The 20,299-nt window shown below is 71.7% G+C and carries 16 protein-coding genes and 2 pseudogenes; 5 read left to right on the top strand and 13 right to left on the bottom strand.

Going from position 1 to position 20,299, the window contains the following annotated elements:
• Positions 1–56 precede the first annotated feature (56 nt).
• The 3 genes from ABZ877_RS19185 to ABZ877_RS19175 form a co-directional block, all read right to left on the bottom strand.
• A complete protein-coding gene (locus tag ABZ877_RS19185; RefSeq protein ID WP_361072286.1) occupies positions 57–1,256 on the bottom strand; it encodes a glutathionylspermidine synthase family protein in 1,200 nt (399 codons plus the stop codon).
• A gap of 7 nt (positions 1,257–1,263) precedes the next feature.
• Positions 1,264–1,641, bottom strand: a complete 378-nt coding sequence (locus ABZ877_RS19180; RefSeq protein WP_361072284.1) for a hypothetical protein — start codon at positions 1,639–1,641, stop codon at positions 1,264–1,266.
• A gap of 109 nt (positions 1,642–1,750) precedes the next feature.
• Positions 1,751–3,220, bottom strand: a complete 1,470-nt coding sequence (locus ABZ877_RS19175) for a PLP-dependent aminotransferase family protein (protein ID WP_361072282.1) — start codon at positions 3,218–3,220, stop codon at positions 1,751–1,753.
• A gap of 46 nt (positions 3,221–3,266) precedes the next feature.
• Between ABZ877_RS19175 and ABZ877_RS19170 the strand changes: the two genes are divergently transcribed.
• From ABZ877_RS19170 to ABZ877_RS19160, 3 genes and pseudogenes are all read left to right on the top strand, one after another.
• Positions 3,267–3,809 (top strand): carboxymuconolactone decarboxylase family protein, encoded by a 543-nt coding sequence (locus ABZ877_RS19170; RefSeq protein WP_361072279.1) that lies wholly within the window; start codon positions 3,267–3,269, stop codon positions 3,807–3,809.
• Positions 3,806–4,255: a carboxymuconolactone decarboxylase family protein gene (locus tag ABZ877_RS19165; RefSeq protein WP_361072276.1), complete on the top strand. Its 450-nt coding sequence runs from the start codon at positions 3,806–3,808 to the stop codon at positions 4,253–4,255. Before ABZ877_RS19170 ends, ABZ877_RS19165 begins: the two co-directional genes overlap by 4 nt.
• Positions 4,249–5,030: pseudogene (locus ABZ877_RS19160) on the top strand (isocitrate lyase/phosphoenolpyruvate mutase family protein). Before ABZ877_RS19165 ends, ABZ877_RS19160 begins: the two are co-directional and overlap by 7 nt.
• 237 nt (positions 5,031–5,267) lie before the next feature.
• On the opposite strand, the gene ABZ877_RS19155 reads toward ABZ877_RS19160, so the two are convergent.
• From ABZ877_RS19155 to ABZ877_RS19135, 5 genes and pseudogenes are all read right to left on the bottom strand, one after another.
• A complete protein-coding gene (locus ABZ877_RS19155) occupies positions 5,268–6,215 on the bottom strand; it encodes an ABC transporter substrate-binding protein (protein WP_361072562.1) in 948 nt (315 codons plus the stop codon).
• A 94-nt stretch (positions 6,216–6,309) separates the two neighbouring features.
• A complete protein-coding gene (locus ABZ877_RS19150; RefSeq protein ID WP_361072273.1) occupies positions 6,310–8,304 on the bottom strand; it encodes an ABC transporter permease subunit in 1,995 nt (664 codons plus the stop codon).
• A gap of 448 nt (positions 8,305–8,752) precedes the next feature.
• Positions 8,753–9,808 (bottom strand): annotated as a pseudogene (locus tag ABZ877_RS19145) (glycine betaine/L-proline ABC transporter ATP-binding protein); the annotation flags it as partial.
• 35 nt (positions 9,809–9,843) lie between these two features.
• On the bottom strand, positions 9,844–11,445 hold the full coding sequence (locus tag ABZ877_RS19140; protein ID WP_361072270.1) for a GMC oxidoreductase: 1,602 nt from the start codon (positions 11,443–11,445) through the stop codon (positions 9,844–9,846).
• Between the two features lie 101 nt (positions 11,446–11,546).
• On the bottom strand, positions 11,547–13,067 hold the full coding sequence (locus ABZ877_RS19135; RefSeq protein ID WP_361072267.1) for an aldehyde dehydrogenase family protein: 1,521 nt from the start codon (positions 13,065–13,067) through the stop codon (positions 11,547–11,549).
• 231 nt (positions 13,068–13,298) lie between these two features.
• On the opposite strand from ABZ877_RS19135, the gene ABZ877_RS19130 reads away from it, so the two are divergent.
• Positions 13,299–14,171 carry a hypothetical protein gene (locus ABZ877_RS19130; protein ID WP_361072264.1) on the top strand — a complete coding sequence of 291 codons (873 nt, stop codon included), beginning with the start codon at positions 13,299–13,301 and terminating at the stop codon, positions 14,169–14,171.
• Here ABZ877_RS19130 and ABZ877_RS19125 read toward each other — a convergent pair.
• Together ABZ877_RS19125 and ABZ877_RS19120 are read right to left on the bottom strand one after the other, a co-directional pair.
• Complete coding sequence (locus ABZ877_RS19125) at positions 14,154–14,498, bottom strand: hypothetical protein (RefSeq protein ID WP_361072261.1); 345 nt, start codon at positions 14,496–14,498, stop codon at positions 14,154–14,156. The genes ABZ877_RS19130 and ABZ877_RS19125 overlap by 18 nt on opposite strands.
• Positions 14,495–15,457: a LysR family transcriptional regulator gene (locus ABZ877_RS19120; protein WP_361072258.1), complete on the bottom strand. Its 963-nt coding sequence runs from the start codon at positions 15,455–15,457 to the stop codon at positions 14,495–14,497. Before ABZ877_RS19120 ends, ABZ877_RS19125 begins: the two co-directional genes overlap by 4 nt.
• Positions 15,458–15,556: 99 nt before the next feature.
• Between ABZ877_RS19120 and ABZ877_RS19115 the strand changes: the two genes are divergently transcribed.
• On the top strand, positions 15,557–16,954 hold the full coding sequence (locus ABZ877_RS19115) for an MFS transporter (protein ID WP_361072255.1): 1,398 nt from the start codon (positions 15,557–15,559) through the stop codon (positions 16,952–16,954).
• Between the two features lie 250 nt (positions 16,955–17,204).
• Here ABZ877_RS19115 and ABZ877_RS19110 read toward each other — a convergent pair whose 3' ends face one another.
• The 3 genes from ABZ877_RS19110 to ABZ877_RS19100 form a co-directional block, all read right to left on the bottom strand.
• A complete protein-coding gene (locus tag ABZ877_RS19110; protein WP_361072253.1) occupies positions 17,205–18,194 on the bottom strand; it encodes a malate dehydrogenase in 990 nt (329 codons plus the stop codon).
• A gap of 296 nt (positions 18,195–18,490) precedes the next feature.
• Positions 18,491–19,120 carry a DUF2690 domain-containing protein gene (locus ABZ877_RS19105; RefSeq protein WP_361072559.1) on the bottom strand — a complete coding sequence of 210 codons (630 nt, stop codon included), beginning with the start codon at positions 19,118–19,120 and terminating at the stop codon, positions 18,491–18,493.
• A gap of 142 nt (positions 19,121–19,262) precedes the next feature.
• On the bottom strand, positions 19,263–20,045 hold the full coding sequence (locus ABZ877_RS19100) for a hypothetical protein (RefSeq protein ID WP_361072591.1): 783 nt from the start codon (positions 20,043–20,045) through the stop codon (positions 19,263–19,265).
• Between the last annotated feature and the right edge of the window lie 254 nt (positions 20,046–20,299).

Below are 20,299 nucleotides of genomic sequence, written 5' to 3'. Positions count from 1 at the left end.
CCGGACGGAAGTCCGCAAGTTCCTTGACACCTGAACAGTGACAGATTCGGCCGGAGCTAGAGAATGACGTGCGGCAGGAAGCGGGCGTACTCGTCCGTGACCAGTCCTGAGGATTCGCGGATGCCGAGTCCTGCCGCCTCGTTCTCCACAACCCAGGCACCGAGCACCACGCGGTTGCCGTCGAAGTCGGGCAGCGGGCGCAGCTCCTGATAGCAGCAGGGCTCCTCGCGAACGAGCGGTGCGGCCGGCGCGCTGCTCGGTTCGTGCAGGGTGATGCCCGCGCCCTCGCGGCCGAGCAGGGGCTTGGCGACGTAGCCGGTGGCGCGGGCGAGCTCGCGCGGGCCGTCCAGGTAGGCGGGGAGGAGGTTCGGATGGCCCGGGAAGAGTTCCCAGAGAATCGCGAGGAGCGCCTTGTTGGAGAGGAGCATCTTCCAGGCGGGCTCGATCCAGAGAGTGGTCCCCGTGCCGCCGCCGTTGTCGAGCGTGTCCAGGACGTGCGGCGCGAAGCGGTCGGTGGTCAGCCACTCCCAGGGGTAGAGCTTGAAACAGCTACGGATGAAGTGGAGTTTCTTGTCGACGAAGCGTCGCGACAGCGGGTCCCAGCCGATGTCCTCCACTGATATCGCTTCCGTGTCCAGGCCCGCCTGGGCGGCGGTCTCGCGCAGGTAGGCCACGGTCATCAGGTCCTCGCCGAGTTCATCGGCGGCGGAGTGCGCGAAGTACAGCGGACTACCGGGTGGCAGGAGCGTGGCTTGCTTCTTCCAGGCGTCGACCAGGCGCTCGTGCAGCGAGTTCCACTGGTCGGCGCCGGGGAAGCGCTCCTCCATCCAGAACCACTGGGGGCTTGCCGCCTCGACGAGGGAGGTGGGCGTGTCGGCGTTGTACTCCAGGAGCTTCGCCGGGGCACCGGTGCGGCCGTCGTAATGGAGATCGAAGCGGCCGTACAGGGAGGGCAGTTCGGCGCGTCGGTGCCAGGACTCCCGGACGAGCGACTGGAGGCGCGGGTCGGTGATGCCCAGGTCGGCGAGGCGGTCCTGGGCGACGAGGTGCTCGGCCGCCGCCAGGCACATCTCGTGCAACTCCTCGACGACCTCTTCGAGCGCCTCCACCTCAAGGAGGGAGAACGCGTAGTAGGCGCTCTCGTCCCAGTAGGGGCGCAGGGAGTCGTCCGGGTAGCGGGTGAGCGGGTAGATCAGCCCTTGGTTCTCGACGGTCTGCTGCCAGTTGTCGCGGGGCTGGATGGTGTGGCGCCGCATCTCTGGTTCAGCCGCCCCCGGAGCCGGAGCAACCGAAGCCGCCGCGGTCGACTGCTTCGCTCTTGCTGAAGGTGCCGTCATCGGCGTAGCGGCCGCTGACGTCGGGGTCGTAGTACCAGGCGCCGTCGACCCGCCCCTTCTTGCCGGTGCCGCCCGTGCCGCCACCGGTGCTGGACTTGCGCCCCTTGCCGGCCGAGCTCGTTCCCGAGGCGCTCTTGCAGTACTGGTCGCTGACGATCTTGTAGCCGTCGTAGGTGTTGTAGCTGTCACGGTCCACGCAGCGCCGGTCCGGGTCGGAACCGCACGAGGTCAGGGCTGTGGCCAGCACCCCCATGCCTCCGAGTACCACCGTGCTCGACCGTAGCCGTCGCCGTTTCTCCGCCATGTTCAGCACTCCCCCGTCCGTCGATGCGCAGCCAGACATGTCGGTGTCCAGACATGTCTGCGGCCAGCCTAGAAGAAGGGGGGCCTGTTCTGCTCATCGCCTCCGGTGATCACGGGAGTACCCGGCACAGCGCGTCCAGGGCCCCGGCCCAGGCGTGGTCGGGTGGGGTGCCGTATCCGACGACCAGGGCGTCCGGTGGGGCGGTCGTCATCGTGGCGTTTTCGTGGCGGAAGCTGGACAGGCCCGCGACGCCGAGGCGGTGCCAGGCCGCGGCACGGACCACGGACTGTTCGGTGCCGGGTGGAAGCCGCAGGACCGCGTGCAGGCCCGCGGCGATACCGGTGGCGTGGACGGCGGGAGCGTGCTCGGCGAGGGCGGCGACGAGTTGGTCGCGGCGGCGGCGGTAGCGCAGGCGGGCATGGCGCAGATGGCGGTCGTAGGCGCCGGAGTTCAGGAATTCGGCGAGGGTGAGCTGGTCGAGGACTCCGCAGGACCAGTCGGTGACACCCTTGGCCGCCACGACCTCGTCGGTGAGGGACGCCGGGAGGACCATCCAGCCCAGACGCAGCCCGGGGGCGAGGGACTTGCTCGCCGTGCCGAGGTAGACGACACGGTCCGGGTCGAGTCCCTGGAGGGCGCCCACGGGTTGGCGGTCGTAGCGGAACTCGCCGTCGTAGTCGTCCTCCAGGATCAGGCCTCCCGTGCGACGTGCCCAGTCGACGGCGGCTGCCCTGCGGTCCGGGTGCAGGGGTACGCCGATGGGGAACTGGTGGGCGGGCGTCAGCAGGGCCGCACCGACGGCGGTGCGGCCGGTGGCCTGGGGCGGCCTGTCGGTGGACCAAGTGTCGAGTGCGCCGGTGTCCGTGCCGAGTGCGTCGAGAGGAAGGGGGTGGGTGCGCAGGGTGGCGCGGTGCAGGAGGTCCCAGTGGACGTGGAGGCCGTAGCTCTCCACGGCGATGTCCTGTACGCCTCGGCGACGCAGTACCTCGCCGAGCAGCATGAGGCCCTGTGCGAAGCCGGCGCAGACGACGACGCGGTCGGGGTGGGCGTGGACGCCCCGGGCGCGGGAGAGGTAGCCGGCGAGGGCGGTGCGGAGTTCGGGACGGCCGCGGGGGTCGCCGTAGCCGAGGGCCTCGTTCGGGGCCGCGGTCAGGGCACGTCGGGACGCCTTCAGCCATGCGGTGCGGGGGAAGGAGGCGAGGTCGGGGGTGCCGGGGTGCAGGTCGTGGAGGAGCCTGCCCGGAGCGCGGCGGCCTGGAGTGGGTGCGGGGCGGGGTGCTTCGACGGGGCGTTCGGCGACGCGGGTGCCGGAGCCCTGCCGCGCGGTGAGCCAGCCCTCGGCGACGAGGTCGGCGTAAGCGTCGGCGACCGTGTTGCGGGCGATGCCGAGGTCGCCGGCGAGCGTGCGGGATGCGGGGAGTCGGGTGCCGGGGGCGAGACGGCCGCCGCGTACCGCTTCGCGGAGCGCGTCGGTCAGGCCTCGGCGCAGGCCGGTGCCGGTGCCCGTACCGGTGGGTTCGATGTGCAGGTCGATGCCGAGCGCTTGCCCGGAAGGCGAAGTGGCCCAGGATTTCTCCATGGGAATGGACCATACCGTTGGGCCAAGCCGTTCATAGGCTCGCCGTATGACCACGCACGAGAGCAACTCAGAACAGGCCGGGAACGGCGTCGCGGCGGACGGGACAGACGGTGGTTACGTGCACGAGCGCACCCCGCGGCTCGCCTGGTCCCAGCATGCCCCCGAGGTCTTCAAGGCGATGGTCCGGCTGGACGCGGCGGCACGTCAGGGAGTCGACCCGGTGACGTACGAGCTGGTGAAGATCCGGGCGTCGCAGATCAACCACTGTGCGCTCTGCCTGGACATGCACTCCAAGGACGCACTGGCCGCCGGGGAGAGCGTGGAGCGGATCATCCAGCTCTCCGCCTGGGAGGAGTCGAAGCACTACTACACCGAGAAGGAGATCGCCGCGATCGAGCTGACAGAGGCGATCACGGTGCTCACCGACGGGTTCGTGCCGGACGACGTGTACGAGAGGGCAGCGAAGCTCTACGACGAGCGGGAGCTGAGCCAGTTGATCGCGGCGATCACCACGATCAATGCCTGGAACCGGTTCGGCGTGTCCACACGTCAGTCGCCGGGGCACTACCAGGCGGGGGACTTCAAGTGAGTGCGCGGACGACGGAGCTGGATGCCGGGGTCCGGGAAGCGGTGTCCGCGCTCAGCGCCGCCGCGAAGAAGGGGCTCGGGGACGCGGTCCTGGCCGAGCTGGTGATGATCCGGGCTTCGCAGATCAACGCGTGCGCGTTCTGCCTGGACATGCATGTCGATGTCGCCGTCGGCAAGAACGGGGAGAGCCCGAAACGCATTGCGTTGCTCAACGCCTGGCGTGAGGCGGGTGAGTTGTACACCGAGCGGGAACGGGCGGCGCTCGCGCTGGCCGAGGCGGTGACCGTGCTCACGAACGGGTTCGTGCCCGACGAGGTGTACGAGGGCGCGGCGAAGCACTTCAATGAGGCGGAGTTGGCCCATCTCATCGGGGTGATCGCTGTGATCAACAGTTGGAACCGGTTGATGGTCAGCCGCCGGATCGAGCCGGGAGGGCCCGCATGGTGAGCGCGGAGCGGTCGGGCGAGCCTGCGGCCAGGGACAGGGTGGAGGTGTTCCGCGCGCTGCACCACGGCCGGGCCACGGGGGATCCATTGGTCCTCCCCGGGCCGTGGGACGCGGCCAGCGCCCGGGTCTTCGAGGAGGCCGGGTTCCCGGCTCTGGCGACGCCGAGTGCGGGGGTCGCCGCGTCGCTCGGCTACGAGGACGGGCGGACGCCGGCGGACGAGATGTTCGCCGCCGTCGCCCGGATCGTCCGGTCCGTGTCGGTGCCGGTGTCCGCGGACATCGAGGGCGGATACGGAATCGCGCCGGAGGAGCTGGTGGAGCGGCTGCTGGAGACTGGGGCCGTCGGGTGCAACCTCGAGGACTCAGCCGACCCGTCGGAGGCTGGGCGGGGGTCCGGGGCGGTGCTCAAGGACCCGCAGCGGCAGGCCGATTGGCTGGCTGAGGTGCGGGCGGCTGCGGGAGAGCGCATTGTGGTGAACGCGCGGATCGACACGTTCATCAGGGGGGTCGACGACCCGGTCGGGGAGGCGATCGAGCGGGCGCGGCTGTATGTGGCGGCGGGGGCGGACTGTGTGTACCCGATCGGGGCGCCCGCCGAGGCGTTGCCCCGGCTGCGGGCCGGGATCGAGGGGCCGATCAATGTCGGGGTACCGCTCGAAGGGCCCTCGTTCCGGGAGTGGGGGAGCTGGGGGCGACGCGGATCACGTTCGGGCCCGGGTTGCAGCGGCGGGCGGCTGCGGCGCTGCGGGAGATCGCGGACGGCCTCGTCGTCTGAAGCGCACCGGGTGTCGTGGAGGTGCCGCGTGCTTGTAAGCGTGCCGGATGCTCATAGGGGTTCGGGTGCTGGCGCGCGCGCCGGTGCCGACCAGCGGGCCGGTACTTAAGGGCCTGCCGGTGCCGACCAGCGGGCCCGTGCCCAAGGGCGCGCCTGTGCTGGCCAGCGGGCCGGTGCTCAAGGGCGTGCCGGGTGCCCCCGTCAGGTGAGGCACCCGGCACCGTAGAACCTGCCCGGCTAGGCGGGGAGCCACGCCTGCCAGGTCGAGCGGTGTGCGTCGATCCACTTCTTCGCGGCTTCGTCGGGCGTCAGCTTCTGCTCGGCGATCATGAGGGAGACCTCGTTCTGGTCCTCGGTGGTCCAGTGGAAGTTCTTCAGGAGGGCCGCGGCTTTGCCGCCGTTCCGGGCGAAGTCGGCGTTGAGGTACTTCTGCAGCGGGGTCCGCGGGTAGGCGCAGGCGACCTTCTCGGGGTCGGCGTCGCAGCCCTCCTTGTAGGCGGGCAGTTTCACCTCGGTCATCGGCACCTTCTTGAACAGCCACTGCGGCTGGTACCAGTAGGTGAGGAACGGCTTCTTCTGCTTGGCGAACTGCTTGATCTGGGTGATCTGAGCGGCCTCGGAGCCGGAGAAGACGACCTGGTAGTCCAGTTTCAGGTTCTGGACGAGGGCCTTGTCGTTCGTGACGTAGGACGGGGAGCCGTCGAGCAGTTGGCCCTTGCCGCCGCTCTCCGCGGTCCGCAACTGGTCGGCGTACTTGTTGAGGTTCTTCCAGTCGGTCACGTCGGGGTGCTGCTCGGCGAAGTACGTGGGGACGAACCAGCCGATGTGGCCGGTGACGCCGAGGTCGCCGCCGTTCTGGATGGTCTTCTTGTCCTTGACGTAGCGCTCCTCCTGGTCGGGGTGGCCCCAGTCCTCCAGGATCGCGTCGACGCGGCCCTGGCTGAGGGCGTCCCAGGCGGGGACTTCGTCGACCTGGACGGTGTCGACGCGGTAGCCGAGCTCGTGCTCCAGGAGGTACTGGGCGACGGCGACGTTGGCCTGAGCGCCGACCCAGGACTGGACGGAGAGGGTCACCGTCTTGGCGCCCTGGGCGTTGGCGTACGGGGAGGCCTGTTTGGTCATGTCGGCGGCGCCGCAGCCGGTGACGGCCAGGAGTGCGGCGGTGCCGATGATCGTGCCGAGCATGTTGTGTTTGCTGTGCTTGCTGTGCTTGCTGCGGATCTTCTTGCCCACCTTGACCGATGTGATCGGTGTGATCGGTGTGATCGGTGTTCGCATGTCAGGCGCCCTTTCCCGTGCGGGTGCGGCGTTCCGTCGGCTGGGTCACCCGGTCGAGCATCAGGCCGAGGCAGACGATCGCGGCGCCCGCGACGAGGCCGGTGGCCAGGTCGCCCTGGGCGAGGCCGAAGACGACGTCGTAGCCGAGGGCGCCGCCGCCGACGAGGCCGCCGATGATGACGACGGCGAGGACCAGGACGACGCCCTGGTTGACGGCCAGGAGCAGCGCGGGGCGGGCGAGCGGGAGTTGGACCTGGCGGAGTTGCTGGCCGGTGGTGGCACCCAGGGAGCGGGACGCCTCCATCGCCGCCGGGTCGACCTGGCGCAGACCCTGGGAGGTGATGCGGACGACGGCGGGCAGCGCGTAGACGATCGCCGCGGCGGCGGCCGGGGCGCGGCCGACGCCGAAGAGGGCGACGACCGGGATCAGGTAGACGAACTGGGGCATGGTCTGGAAGACGTCGAGGACGGGGCGCAGGGCACGTTCGAGGCGGTCGCTGCGGGCGGCAGCGATGCCGATGGCGAAGCCGAGGACGAGGGTCACGGCGACGGCGGCGAGGACCTGGGAGAGCGTGTCGAGGGACGGTTTCCAGACGCCGAGTACGCCGATCGCGGCCATGGCCAGCACGGCGGTCAGGGCGGTGCGCCAGGTGCCGATCAGCCAGGCGAGGGCGGCGACGATCAGGAGCACCGACCACCAGGGCAGCCAGGTGAGGCCTGAGCGCAGCGGGTCGAGGATCCAGGTGGTGAAGTGGCCGGCCCAGTCGGCGGTGCCGCCGACGTAGGGGACGCCGGTGTAGAGGTGGTCGGTCATCCAGTCGACGGCGTCGTTGACGGGGGTGGCGATGGTGGCGACCCAGGCGTCGGGCCAGTCGAGGTGGCCGGTGAAACGGGTCGCGACGGCGGCCACGACCGTGCCGCCGGCTACGACGCCCCACTTCCAGGGGGCCGGGGGTTCGTGGGCGCCGAGCCGTTCGCCCGCCGCGGCGGTCACGCGGTCCAGGACGACGGCCAGCAGCACGATCGGGATACCGGCGGCGAGGGCGGCTCCGACGTCGACGGAGGCGAGGGCCTGATAGACGCGGTCGCCGAGACCGCCCGCGCCGATGACGGAGGCGATGACGGCCATCGAGAGGGCCATCATGATCGTCTGGTTGAGGCCGAGGAGGAGTTCCTTGCGGGCCAGGGGGAGGCGGGCGGTCAGCAGACGCTGGCGGCCCGTGGCGCCGAGCGAGGCGACGGCCTCCATGACACCGCTGTCGGCCGAGCGCAGGCCGAGGGCGGTGAGACGGGCCATGGGCGGGGCGGCGTAGACGACGGTCGCGAGGACGGCGGCGGGGACGCCGATGCCGAAGATCAGGACGACCGGGAGGAGGTACGCGTACGCCGGGAACACCTGCATGGTGTCGAGGACCGGGCGCAGGGCGCGGTTCATGCGGTCGCTGAGGCCCGCGGCCAGGCCGAGGAGGGCGCCCAGGACGACCGAGACGAGCACGGCGACCACCATCAGCGCCAGCGTCTGGACCGTCGGCACCCACATGCCGAGGGCGCCGCACGCGAGGAGGGCGAGGACGGAGGTGACGGCGAGACGGACACCCGCGACGCGCCAGGCGATCAGCCCGGCCGCCGCCGTGACGCCGGCCCAGCCCGCGGCGAGCAGGACCAGGTAGACGGCGCGGACGGAGACGACGATCGCGTTGCTGATGTGGCCGAAGAAGTACAGGAACAGAGGGTGGCTGTCCCGGTTGTCGATGATCCAGTCGCTGGCCTTGCCGAGTGGTTCGGAGATGTCGACGGTCAGGGCGTCGGGCCAAGTGCCGCTGGACCAGCGGGCGTCGACGATCGGGGCGAGGGCCGCGGTGAGCACGGCGAGCAGGAGGAGCTTGCCGAGCACGCGATTGCTCCGCAGGGACCTGAATCTCTGGGTGCCCCGCGTTTTCTCGGTGCCGCGGGTGCTCTGCTGCTCGGCGGGGTCGTTGCTGATGACGGCGGCCATGTCAGGAGGCGTCCTCTCCGGTGGGGCGCGGGGCCGTCGGCGTGGCTGCGCCCTCATTCATGTCACCGGTTCCTTGCACCGCGCCGGGCCGCGGGCTCACACCACCTGCCGCGCCCTCGTCGCCGCCCTCCGGCGGTACGCCAGAGGCCGCGCCCTCGTCACCGCTCCCCCGCGCCACACCAGACCCCGCGCCCTCATCACCGCTCCCCCGCGCCACACCAGACCCCGCGCCCTCATCACCGCTCCCCCGCGCCACACCAGACCCCGCGCGTTCGTCAGCGCCAGCGTCAGTCGGCGGCACGCCACCACCCCCCGGGACAACACCATCCCCCGGCGCCGGATCATCCCCGGACCCCGAGCCGCCCCCAACCCCCGAATCACCGGTACTGCCGCCCCCAGCCCCCAAATCACCGGCACCGCCACCCCCGGCCCCACCCCCGCTCATCGTCCCCGCCACAACCCCCAGGAGTTGTTCGTGGTCGACCACTCCGACGCATTGGCCCGCGTCCATCACCCGGACCGGGAAACCGCTGCGGGCCACCGCGTCGATCGCCTCGGAGACCGTGGTCTCCGGGGTTACTTCGGGGCCCCGGCTTGTTTCGTCGGTGTCGGCGGGGCGCATGGCGCGGCGGACTGTCATGACCTGTTCGCGGGGGACGTCGCGGACGAAGGCGCGGACGTAGTCGTCGGCGGGGGCGGCGACGATCTCCTCCGGTGTGCCGAGCTGGACGATGCGGCCGTCGCGCATGAGGGCGATGCGGTCGCCGAGGCGCAGGGCCTCGTTGAGGTCGTGGGTGATGAAGACCATCGTGCGGCCCTCCTCGCGGTGCAGGCGCACGACCTCTTCCTGCATGTCGCGCCGGATCAGCGGGTCGAGCGCGCTGAACGGTTCGTCGAACAGCAGGACCTCGGGGTCCACGGCGAGGGCGCGGGCGAGGCCGACGCGCTGCTGCTGGCCGCCGGACAACTGGCCCGGGCGGCGCGTCTCCAGGCCCTGCAAACCCACCTTCGCGACGACTTCGAGCGCCTTCGCCCGGCGTTCGGCGCGTCCGACGCCCTGGATCTCGAGGCCGTAGGCGACGTTGTCGAGGACCGTGCGGTGCGGCAGCAGGCCGAAGTGCTGGAAGACCATGGCGGCGCGGTGGCGGCGCAGGGCGCGGAGCCGGCCCTTGTCCATGGCGCGGACGTCCTCACCGTCGATGGAGAGCGTCCCGGACGTGGGTTCGATGAGGCGGGTCAGACAGCGCACCAGGGTGGACTTGCCGGAGCCGGAGAGGCCCATGACGACGAAGACCTCGCCGCGTGCGACGTCGAAGGAGACGTCGCGGACGGCGGCGGTGCAGCCGGTGCGGGAGCGCAGCTCGGCGGCGGCGAGGCCGGCGAGTTCCGGGTCACCGGGGACGCGTTCGGGCTTGGGGCCGAACACCTTCCACAGGTTACGGACGGAGAAGACGGCGTCGGCGGAGCCCGGGCCCGCGTTCCCGTCCGGCGCGGGGTCCTCCATCACGGTCTTCACGGTCTTCACGCTCTGCGTACTCATCAGGCCTCACCACCCAGCATCTCGGCGCACTTCTCCCCGACCATGAGCACCCCGATCATCGGGTTCACGGCGGGCATCGTCGGGAAGACGGACGCGTCGGCGATTCGGAGGGAGCGCAGCCCGCGCACCCGCAACTCGGGGTCGACCACCGCGAGTTCATCATTCGCGGCGCCCATGCGACAGGTGCCGGCGGGGTGGTAGACGGTGTGGGCGACCTTGCGGGCGTACTCGCTGAGCTCCTCGTCGCTGGTGACGTCGGGGCCGGGGCACACCTCGCGCTTGAGCCAGCCCGCCAGCGGCTGCGTCTTCGCGATCTCGCGGGCGATGCGGATGCCGTCGACGAGGGTGCGCCCGTCGTAGTCGTCCTCGTCCGTGAAGTAGCGGAAGTCGAGTGCGGGCTTCTCCTCGGGGTCCGCGCTGGTCAGGTAGAGGCGGCCGCGGCTCCTCGGCTTGGGGATGTTGGGGGTCATGGAGACGCCGTGCTCGGGCCTGACGTAGCCGAGCCGTTCCGGATTGTCCGTGAACGGGATCTGGTAGAAGTGGAACATCAGGTCGGGCCCGGTGGCCTCGGGGTCGCGCTGGATGAACAGGCCCGCGTCGCTGTCCATGGCGCTGTTGTCGGGGATGGGGCCGTTCGTCTCCCAGACGATCACCGACTCCGGGTGGTCGAGCAGGTTCTCGCCGACGCCCGGCAGATCGTGCACGACAGGTATGCCGAGCCGATCCAGGTCGGCCTTGGGACCGATGCCGGAGTGCAGGAGCAGGCGGGGCGTGTCGACGGCGCCCGCGCACACGATGACCTCGCGGCGCGCGGATATGAGCCGCTCCTCACCGTCCTTCGCCCGGACGTACACGCCGCGCGCCCGCGGACCGGCCCCGTCCCCGTCCACGTACCCGTCCCCGGCGCCATCCCCATCCCCGTCCTCGACGAAGTCGAGCTTGTACGCCCATGTCTCAAGCAGCAGCGTGAGGTTCGGGCGGTCGCCCGCCTCCATGTGGGGGTGTAGGTACGCGACCGAGGCCGACGAGCGCTTGTTGTTCTCGGGGTGGTAGGCGAGGTCGAAGAAGCCGACGCCGTCCTTGAACGGGGCCTTGTTGAAGCCCTCGACGCGCGGCACGCCGGTCGCCGCCTGGGCGGCCTCGACGAAGTCGCGGGCGATGGCGTTGCGGTCCTTCTCGTCGACGGCGACGATGTTGTTCCGCAGCTTGGCGAAGTACGGGTCCATCGCCTTGTGGTCCCAGCCCTCGGCCCCGGCGGCGGCCCACTCGTCCCAGTCGCCCGGCAGCGGCTTGAACGAGATCAGGGTGTTGTGCGACGAGCAGCCGCCCAGCACTCTGGCGCGGCTGTGCAGGATGTACGAGTTGCCGCGCGGCTGTTCGGTCGTGGTGTAGCCGTAGTCGAGGTCGCCGCCGAGCAGGCCGAGCCAGCGGCGCAGGGTCAGTACGTCGTCGCGGTCGATGTCGCTGGGGCCGCCCTCGATGACGGCGACGGTGACGTCCGGGTTGTCGGTGAGCCGGGAGGCGATCACCGATCCGGCGGTGCCGCCGCCGACGACCACGTAGTCGTAGGTGTCGGTCGGGGGTTCGGGGTTCATGGGCATGCGTCAACTCCGATGCAGAGCGCGTTGCGTGATGCGAGTGGTGCGGGTGGTGCCGGTGGTGCGGATGGTGCGGGGAAGGTTCGTCGGGGCGGGCGCGGGGATCAGCCCGCGAACCACCGCACCGGCTTCGGCGCGAGGTTCTGGTACACGTGCTTCGCCTCGCGGTACTCGGCGAGTCCGGCCGGGCCCAGTTCGCGTCCGACGCCGCTCTTGCCGAAGCCGCCCCACTCGGCCTGCGGGAGGTAGGGGTGGAAGTCGTTGATCCAGACGGTGCCGTGGCGCAGGCGGGCGGCGACGCGGCGGGCGCGGCCGGGGTCGGCGGTCCAGACGCCGCCGGCGAGCCCGTACTCGGTGTCGTTGGCGAGGGCGACGGCCTCGTCCTCCGTGCGGAACGTCTCGACGGTGAGGATCGGCCCGAACGTCTCCTCGCGGACGACGCGCATCTCGCGGTGGCACTGGTCGAGGACGGTCGGCTCGTAGAAGTAGCCGGTGGCGGGGCGTACGGCGCTGGGCTCGGGGCGCTTGCCGCCGCAGCGCAGCACGGCGCCCTCGGCGAGCGCGGAGGCGACGTAGGACTCGGTCTTGTCGCGCTGCTGCTCGCTGACGAGCGGCCCGCACTCGACGCCGTCCTCCGTGCCGCGACCGAGCCGGATCTTCTCGGCGCGGCGGGCGAGTTCGGCGACGAAGCGTTCGCGGACGGACTCCTCGATGATGAGCCGGGAGCCGGCGGAGCAGACCTGGCCGCTGTGGATGAACGCGGCGTTGAGGGCCTGGTCGACGGCGGTGTCGAAGCCGGCCTCGGTCTCACAGGCATCGGCGAAGACGACGTTCGGGTTCTTGCCGCCGAGTTCGAGGGCGACCTTCTTGACGCCCGCGGCGGCGGCCTGCGCCACCTTGGTGCCGCTGACGAGACCGCCGGTGAAGGAGACCAGGTCGACGTCGGGGTGGTCGGCCAGGCGGGCGCCGACCGAGGCGCCGGGGCCCGTCACGATGTTGGCGACGCCCTCGGGCAGCCCCGCCTCCAGCAGCAGCTCGATGAGGACGACCGTGGTCAGCGGGGTGATCTCGCTCGGCTTGATGACGAAGGTGTTGCCCGCGGCGAGCGCCGGGGCGATCTTCCAGCTGGCCTGGAGCAGCGGGTAGTTCCAGGGCGTGATCATCGAGCAGACGCCGACGGGCTCGTGCACGACGACGCTGTGGATGTCCTCGGAACCCGCATCGACGACACGCCCCGCGCCCTCACCGATGACGAGATCGGCGAAGTAGCGCAAGGCGTCGGCGACGCAGTCGACGTCGACGCGGCCCTCCTCGACCGTCTTGCCCGCGTCCCGGCTCTCCAGGAGGGCGATCTTCTCCCGGTCGCGGACGAGGAGATCGGCGACGCGGCGAAGGAGCGCGGCGCGCTCGGCGACGGGCGTTCGCGGCCAAGGCCCCTCGTCGAACGCGCGGCGCGCGGCGGCTATCGCGGCGTCGGTGTCCTCGACGCCGCCCTCGGCGATCACCGCGAACGGCTTGCCGTCCGCGGGGTCGACAATCTCCCGCGTGGCCCCCGAGGCGGCGGCGCGCCACTCCCCGCCGACATGGATGGTGCTCTGAACCGACACGACTGACCCCTCTGACACGTCCTGCTTCGCCTTCCGCTTCCGTCTTCCGAAGCGCTCCGAGCGCCGCAGACGGCCTCTCGGCGCGCTCTGCCGTGATGCCGGATGTCCCTGCCCGGGGCGGCGGGATGCATGCGCGATCCATGACCGAAAGTGCGCTGCGTCACCGGTCATACGGCGTGTGCGTCGGACAAAGCGGCGAAACGTACGCTGATGGACGTTCCGTCCCGAGGGCCTGAGGGGGTGCGCGCCATGACGGCCAAGGCCAAGACCAAAACCAAGAGCAAGGCCAAGAAGGATCAAGAGTCGGCGAAGAAGTTCGGTTACGTGTGGGTGATCGTGGCGGCCGTCTGCACGGCGACGCTGCTCGCGGCGACGGCCTCCCCGGGCCGCGACGACCACGGTGGCGAGGGAAGCGACGACGACGGCATCGCGCGGCTCTCCACCCGCGTCATCGCCGACAAGGCCCGGCAAGCACTCCTGCACGCCACATCACTGCACGTCACGGTCGTGAACCGGTCGAAGGGCGCAGGCGCGGGCGGCACCTCACCCTCCGCGATGGACCTCACGCTCGACCGGGACGGGAACTGCATGGCGACGCTGACGTTCGGAGCGGACGGCGAGGCCGATGTCGTACGGCGCGGAGAGCGGGTGTGGCTGCGCATGGACGACGAGCTGTGGCGGGCGCAAGTGCCGGGCGCCGAGGGCAGGTCGACGGCCGAAGCGCTCGACGGCCGTTACGTCACCGGCTCGGTCGGCGATCCTGTCCTCAAGAGGCTCGCAGCTGTCTGTGACTTGCACACCCTGCAAGAGCAACTGCGCGGCGGGACACGGTCCGACGGGGTCGACCGGAAGGGCGCGCCGACCACGCTGAACGGCACCCCCGTCATCCCGCTGACCGGCGAGGACGAGGGCGGCACGCGCAAGACGCTGTGGGTGGCCACGCGCGGCGAACCGTACGCCTTGAAATACACCGAGGTCAGCGCCGGTACGGCCGGTACCCGCGCCATCGACACGACGACGTTGTACGGGGACTACGGCCGACCGGTGCCGCTGCGGACGCCACCCGCCGCCGACTCCGTGTCCGTGGACGATACGAGACTGGGCTCACTCCGCGCCGGGTAGCCCGCCCGCCCCGGTCCGGGCGTCCTTCGCCAACCGCACCGCCGCGTACAGGCTCAGGCTCGGCTCCGCCTGGCGGAGGATCTTGATGGCCTGGACCGAGTCGGCGGGGCCGTCGTGGTCCGCCGCCGCGAGCCGCGCCCGCACCCACTCCCCGCGCAGCTCGGCGTCGCTGCGGGCGCCGGCCTCGGCGATGAGGGCGGCGGCCCGTTCGAGGCCGGGGCGTTCGGCGTCGGTCGCGGTGTCCAGGGCCGCCCGTACGGCGTCGGCGATGCGGTCGGCGTCCCGCAGGACGAGGACGTTCAGCTCTCGGCTCGACTTTCTGATCATGCCTCCATCATGCCGGTCCGGGTCCGCATCAAGTCCCGTACGCAGCCCCGCAACCACGCGTGCGCCGGGTCCGCGTCATGGCGCGGATGCCAGGCCAGGCCGATCGGCAGCGGTGGCAGGTCCAGGGGGACGGGGAAGGTGACGAGGCCGAGCGCGTCGGTCATCGGCCGGCACCACGAACCGACGAGGCCCACGAGGTCCGTCTCGCGCAGGAAGAACAGCGACGAGGGGAACGAGCCGACGCTGCCCACCACCCGCCGCCGCAGGCCGAGTTCGGCGAGCGCCTCGTCGACGGGGCCGTGCAGCTTGCCGCGCCGCGACACCGTGAGGTGGTCGGCCTCTTCGGCGAACCGACGAGCCGTCATCTCACCGCTCAGCAGCGGATGTCCGGCGCGTACGGCGCCCAGCATGTGGTCCACGGTCAGTGGTTCGACACGCACCTCGGGCGCGGTCGAGTCGATGACGCCGACCTCCAGATCGGCCGTGCCCTCCCGGAGCACCGGCGCGTCGAGGTGGCTCTCCCCCAGGAAACGGAGCCGGATGCCGGGCGCCTCGGCCGCCGCGCGGGAGAGCAGCGGTGGGCCGAGCAGCGCGGCGAGCGAATCGCTGCCGTGGACCGTGAACGTACGGGTCAGGGAGCGCAGGTCCTCGGCGCCGCGCGCGGCGAAGAGGGCCCGTGCCCGTTCGACCACCGCCCCGACCTCGGCGCGGAGCGACAGCGCGTACGGCGTCGGCACCATCTGCCGTCCGGCGCGCACGAGCAGCGGGTCGCCGAGCGCCTTGCGGGCGCGGCCGAGGGTGCGGCTCATCGCGGGTTCGGACAGGTGCAGGCGCGCGGCGGCGCCCCGCACGCTCTGCTCCTCGAGGAGGACGTCGAGGGCGACGAGGAGGTTGAGGTCGAGCCCGGCGGCAGCGGCGGGCGGCACCGCCGTCCCCACCGGCGCGGTGGATTGCGTCATGCGCAATGACTCCCTGCACAAGTTGCACTGGAAAGCAGGACGGGGCCGACTCTACGTTGGACGGGCATCCCCTCCCACACCACGCTCCTAGGAGGAGCCATGCCCTCCCCTGCCCGCACCCGGACCACCGGGGCCGCCCCGACAGCGGCCCCGCCCCCGCTCCGGCGGCTCACCCTGCTCGCCGTCTGCGCCTGCGTGATGGTCGCCCAGAGCATGGTCGCGGCCATCAACCTCCTCATCCCGCAGCTGAGTTCATCGACTCTGCACCCCACCTCGACGCAAGTCCTGTGGACGGTCGACGCGTACGTGATCGCGTTCGCGGGCCTGCTGATCCCCGCGGGCGCCGCCGCCGACCGGTACGGGCGCAAGGGGGCGCTCCTGACCGGCCTCGCCCTGTTCGCCGCGGGCGCCGCCACCAGCGCGCTCGCCACCACGCCCGGCGTCCTCATCACGGGCCGCGCGATCTGCGGCACCGGCGCCGCGCTCATCACCCCCGCGACCATGTCGATCCTCGTCCACCTCGCCGAGAGCCCCGCACGGCGGACCCAAGCGCTGACCGCCTGGACGCTCTCGATGGGCGTCGGCGGGGCGCTCGGCAACCTGGGCGGCGGCCTCGCGGGCCAGTTCCTCACCTGGCGAGCCCTGTTCTGGGCGATGGTCCCGCTGGCCGCGCTGCTCGCACTGGCCGTCGCACGGACCGCCCCGCGCACCGCGCGCGTGGACCGAGGCAACCCCGACCCGCTCGGCACGCTGCTCGTCACGGCCGCGCTGGTCGCCCTCCTCTTCGGCATCATCGAGGGGCCGACCTACGGCTGGACCTCGGCCCGCATCCTCCTCGCCTTCGCGCTCGGCGCGCTCCTGGCGGCGGCCTTCACCGCGCACGCGCTGCGCTCGGCGGCGCCGCTCTTCGACCCGCGCGTGTTCCGCTCCGCTCGGCTGCGGGCGGCGACGCTCGGCACGGCCGTCGGCTTCTTCGGCCTCTTCGCCCTGTTCTTCGTCAACTCCCAGTACCTGCAGAACGTCAAGGGGTACGGGGCCGCCCTCACCGGCGTCGCGATCCTGCCGGTGACGGTCGGCATGGCGCTGGCCCCCAAGCTCGTCGCACGCCGCCAGGCCGCGCCCCGCCTCGTCGTCACGGCCGGGCTGGCGCTCATCGGGCTCGGACTGCTCGGCGCGTCCACGGCAGGGCCGCACACCCCGTACGGGATCTACGTCCTCTGGCTCCTCGTCATCTCCTTCGGCACCGGCGCCTGCATGCCTGCCCTGACCATCGGCGTCGTGACCTCACTGCCCGCGCACCAGGCGGGCCTCGGATCCGGACTCGGGACGGCGTCCCGGGAGCTCGGGGCGGCGCTCGGCGTGGCCGTCACCGGAACGGTCCTGGCCGGGGCCGGGCCGGACTTCTCCTCGGGCATGTCTTCGGGGCTGGGCTGGGTCGGGGGTGTGACGCTGGTGGCGACGGTTGCGGTGAGTTGGGGGTATCGGGGGCGGGCGTGAGCGTCTGCGGGGTGTGGTCTCGTCGGCGGGTGCGAGTTGCGTCGTGGCTGGTCGCGCAGTTCCCCGCGCCCCTGGAGGCATGCGGCTTCGCCGCGCCTCCCCGATGGCGCACGGAGTGCGCGTCTCGGGGGCGCGGGGAACTGCGCGAGCGACCACGACGCGACCCTCGCTCGCCCGACAAACGGAAACCGCCCACGGCGCGTCGCAGCAACGACGTGCCGTGGGCGGCAGACCCGGTCAGTGCCGAAGGTCAGAGAAGACCGAGCCCCCGCACAGCCTCCCGCTCCTCCGCCAGCTCCTTGACGGACGCGTCGATGCGCGAGCGCGAGAACTCGTTGATCTCCAGGCCCTGGACGATCTCGTACTTGCCGTCCTTCGTGGTGACGGGGAACGAGGAGATGAGGCCCTCGGGAACACCGTACGAACCGTCCGACGGGATACCCATGGAGGTCCAGTCGCCCTCGGCCGTGCCGTTGACCCAGGTGTGGACGTGGTCGATCGCGGCGTTCGCCGCGGACGCGGCCGAGGACGCGCCCCGCGCCTCGATGATCGCGGCGCCACGCTTGGCGACGGTCGGGATGAACTCGTCCGCCAGCCACTTCTCGTCGTTCACGGTCTCGGCGGCGTTCTTGCCGGCGATCGTGGCGTGGAAGATGTCGGGGTACTGGGTGGCGGAGTGGTTGCCCCAGATGGTCAGACGCTTGATGTCGGCGACCGTCGAACCCGTCTTCTTCGCGAGCTGGGTCAGCGCGCGGTTGTGGTCCAGGCGCGTCATCGCGGTGAAGCGCTCGGCCGGTACGTCCGGCGCGGCGGCCTGGGCGATCAGGGCGTTGGTGTTGGCCGGGTTGCCGACGACGAGGACCTTGATGTCGTCCGCGGCGTGGTCGTTGATGGCCTTGCCCTGGGGCTTGAAGATGCCGCCGTTGGCCTCCAGGAGGTCACCGCGCTCCATGCCCTTGGTGCGGGGGCGGGCGCCGACGAGGAGGGCGACGTTGGCGCCGTCGAAGGCGACGTTCGGGTCGTCGGTGATCTCGATGCCCTGGAGCAGCGGGAAGGCGCAGTCGTCCAGCTCCATGGCGGTGCCCTCGGCGGCCTTGAGCGCCGGGGTGATCTCCAGGAGGCGCAGCTTGACCGGCACGTCCGCGCCGAGCAACTGGCCGGAGGCGATGCGGAAGAGCAGTGCGTAGCCGATCTGGCCGGCTGCGCCGGTGACGGTGACGTTCACGGGAGTGCGGGTCATGGCGTTCTCCGTAGGACAGCGGGTCTTTTGATCGATCTCTCGGCATCAAGAGATCCGCCCGTCAGGCTATCGCGCCGCGCCGCTGCCGGACCTGTCGGTACGTGTGGCTCACCCCACAGGGCTACGGGACATCGCGTACGGACACGGGGCGGCCGCCGGCCCGAGGGGGAGAGGGGCATCGGCGGCCGCCGGGGGTGTCACCGTGTGACCATCCCGTGGGGGTACTGGTGCGCCTTCCCAGAAAGCGCGGCCCTATGCGCTTCATCTTTCGTGGGCGTTCCGTGGGCGTTCCGCGTCTAGCGGGTGCAGCCCCGCCGGCCTGAAGCGAGCGTCGCGCACGCCTTCGCGTCCGCGGGCGAGTCCACCGCCACCATCGGGGTGTACGCGTCCGTGTCGGCGTCGTCGACCAGGCCCTTCCCCGACTTTTTTGCACCCGCCTCCAGCCGCACGCTGTCGCCCGGCGCCGCGCCCTGGATACGCGCCCACGCCGCCTTGCACGTCTCGCTGTAGCGGACCTCGACGGTGACCGTGCCGACCACGGTCCGCACCGGGCTCTCGGCGCGTTCACCGCCGCACTTCATGTCCTCCGGGTCCTTGCCGGTGCAGCCGTCGGCCACGCACTTGACGCCGGCGGGTATGCGGGGCGCGCTCGTCGTCGGCGTCGGCGGGGGTTCGGCCTTCTCGTCCCGCTGCCCGGTGAGGAAGCTGGTCAGGACGTAGGCGACGAGCACGAGGAGGGCCGTGCCTATGGCCCCGGCGAGCGAAACCAGCACCCGCCGCACGACATGACCGCGGCGGCCACGGTTCCCGGACCCGCCCGAGGACGAGGCGACCGGCACCACGCCGTCGACCGGGGGCCCGAACTGGCCCCCCGGCGACGCCGACCCACCCGGCGCCCCGGCCGAGGCGATCGGCTCGGCGGGCACGATCGGTATGCCCCACGAGGTCCGCCTCACCGGCGCGGTCGACTTGTTCGACGCCGCCGGGGTGGTCGAACCGCCCGGGGTGGTGGGGGTGGTGGGCCCGTTCGGCGTGGTCGGGGTGATCGGGGTGGTCGGCGTAGTCGGCCTAGCCCGCGCTATTGGCCAGCCCGACGCTGACGGCGTGCCCGGTGCCGTCGGTGCTGTCGGCTTGGTCAGCTTCACCGGCGTACCTGGCCTTGCCGGCGTACCCGGTGTTGTCGGCTTGGCCGACGCTGTCGCCGCACCCGGCCCGGCCGACGCGCCTGGTGCTGTCGGCTTGCCTGGTCCTGCCGGCGCGCCCGACCCTGCCGACGTACTCGGCGTTGCCGACGCGCCCGGTCCTGCCGACGTACCCGGTGTTGTCGGCTTGGCCGACGCTGCCGCCGCGCCCGGCGCTGTCGGCGCGCCCGACCCTGCCGACGTACCCGGCGTTGCCGACGCTCCCGAATCTGCTGACGTACCCGCCGCTGTCGGCGTACCCGAATCTGCTGACGCTCCCGGTGCTGTCGGCTTGCCTGGCCTTGTCGGCGCACCCGTTCCTGCCGACGTACCCGACGCTGTCGGCGTGCCCGGCGTTGCCGACGCGCCCGGCCCCGCCGACGTACCCGGCGTTGCCGACGCGCCCGGCCCCGCCGATGTACCCGGCGTTGCCGACACGCCCGACTCTGTCAGCGCGCCCGGCGCTGTCGACGTACCCGCAGCTGTCGGCTTGGCTTGCGTGGTCGACGTGTCCGACCCTGCCGACGTACCCGCCGCTGCCGACTTGGCCTGCGGGCTCGACGTGCCCGGCCCCGTCTGCGCTGTCGGCATACCCGGTGTCGTCGGCGCGTTCGGCGTTGTCCGCGTGCCCGGAGCTGTCGGCATCGCCGGTGCTGCCGACTTGGCCCACGCTGTCGGCGCGGCCCGCCCGCTGGGCTGCGCCGACGGACCGGCCTCACCCGCAGCGCCGCGCTTCCCCGAAGCACCGGACCTTCTCAAAGCGCCGGTCTCCTCCGAGGAGCTGGACTTCCCCCGAGCACCGGATTTCCCCGATGCACTGGCCTCCCGCAAAGCGCCGGAATCCCGCGAAACGCTCAGCTCCGCCGAACCCCCGGCCACACCCGGAACACCAGGCCCCCTCGAAGCGCTGGACTCGCCCGAAGC

The organism is Streptomyces sp. NPDC046939 (assembly GCF_040644575.1).
In the GTDB taxonomy this organism is placed as follows: domain Bacteria; phylum Actinomycetota; class Actinomycetes; order Streptomycetales; family Streptomycetaceae; genus Streptomyces.
This window is presented reverse-complemented; position numbering and strand designations above follow the sequence as displayed.

Excerpts from the sequence above, each read along its gene's own strand:
- ABZ877_RS19170 (WP_361072279.1), top strand. The coding sequence starts at position 3,267 with ATGACCACGCACGAGAGCAACTCAGAACAGGCCGGGAACGGCGTCGCG.
- ABZ877_RS19155 (WP_361072562.1), bottom strand. The coding sequence starts at position 6,215 with ATGCTCGGCACGATCATCGGCACCGCCGCACTCCTGGCCGTCACCGGC.
- ABZ877_RS19115 (WP_361072255.1), top strand. The coding sequence starts at position 15,557 with ATGCCCTCCCCTGCCCGCACCCGGACCACCGGGGCCGCCCCGACAGCG.
- ABZ877_RS19130 (WP_361072264.1), top strand. The coding sequence starts at position 13,299 with ATGACGGCCAAGGCCAAGACCAAAACCAAGAGCAAGGCCAAGAAGGAT.
- ABZ877_RS19185 (WP_361072286.1), bottom strand. The coding sequence starts at position 1,256 with ATGCGGCGCCACACCATCCAGCCCCGCGACAACTGGCAGCAGACCGTC.
- ABZ877_RS19125 (WP_361072261.1), bottom strand. The coding sequence starts at position 14,498 with ATGATCAGAAAGTCGAGCCGAGAGCTGAACGTCCTCGTCCTGCGGGAC.
- ABZ877_RS19150 (WP_361072273.1), bottom strand. The coding sequence starts at position 8,304 with ATGGCCGCCGTCATCAGCAACGACCCCGCCGAGCAGCAGAGCACCCGC.
- ABZ877_RS19180 (WP_361072284.1), bottom strand. The coding sequence starts at position 1,641 with ATGGCGGAGAAACGGCGACGGCTACGGTCGAGCACGGTGGTACTCGGA.
- ABZ877_RS19120 (WP_361072258.1), bottom strand. The coding sequence starts at position 15,457 with ATGACGCAATCCACCGCGCCGGTGGGGACGGCGGTGCCGCCCGCCGCT.
- ABZ877_RS19110 (WP_361072253.1), bottom strand. The coding sequence starts at position 18,194 with ATGACCCGCACTCCCGTGAACGTCACCGTCACCGGCGCAGCCGGCCAG.
- ABZ877_RS19175 (WP_361072282.1), bottom strand. The coding sequence starts at position 3,220 with ATGGAGAAATCCTGGGCCACTTCGCCTTCCGGGCAAGCGCTCGGCATC.
- ABZ877_RS19140 (WP_361072270.1), bottom strand. The coding sequence starts at position 11,445 with ATGCCCATGAACCCCGAACCCCCGACCGACACCTACGACTACGTGGTC.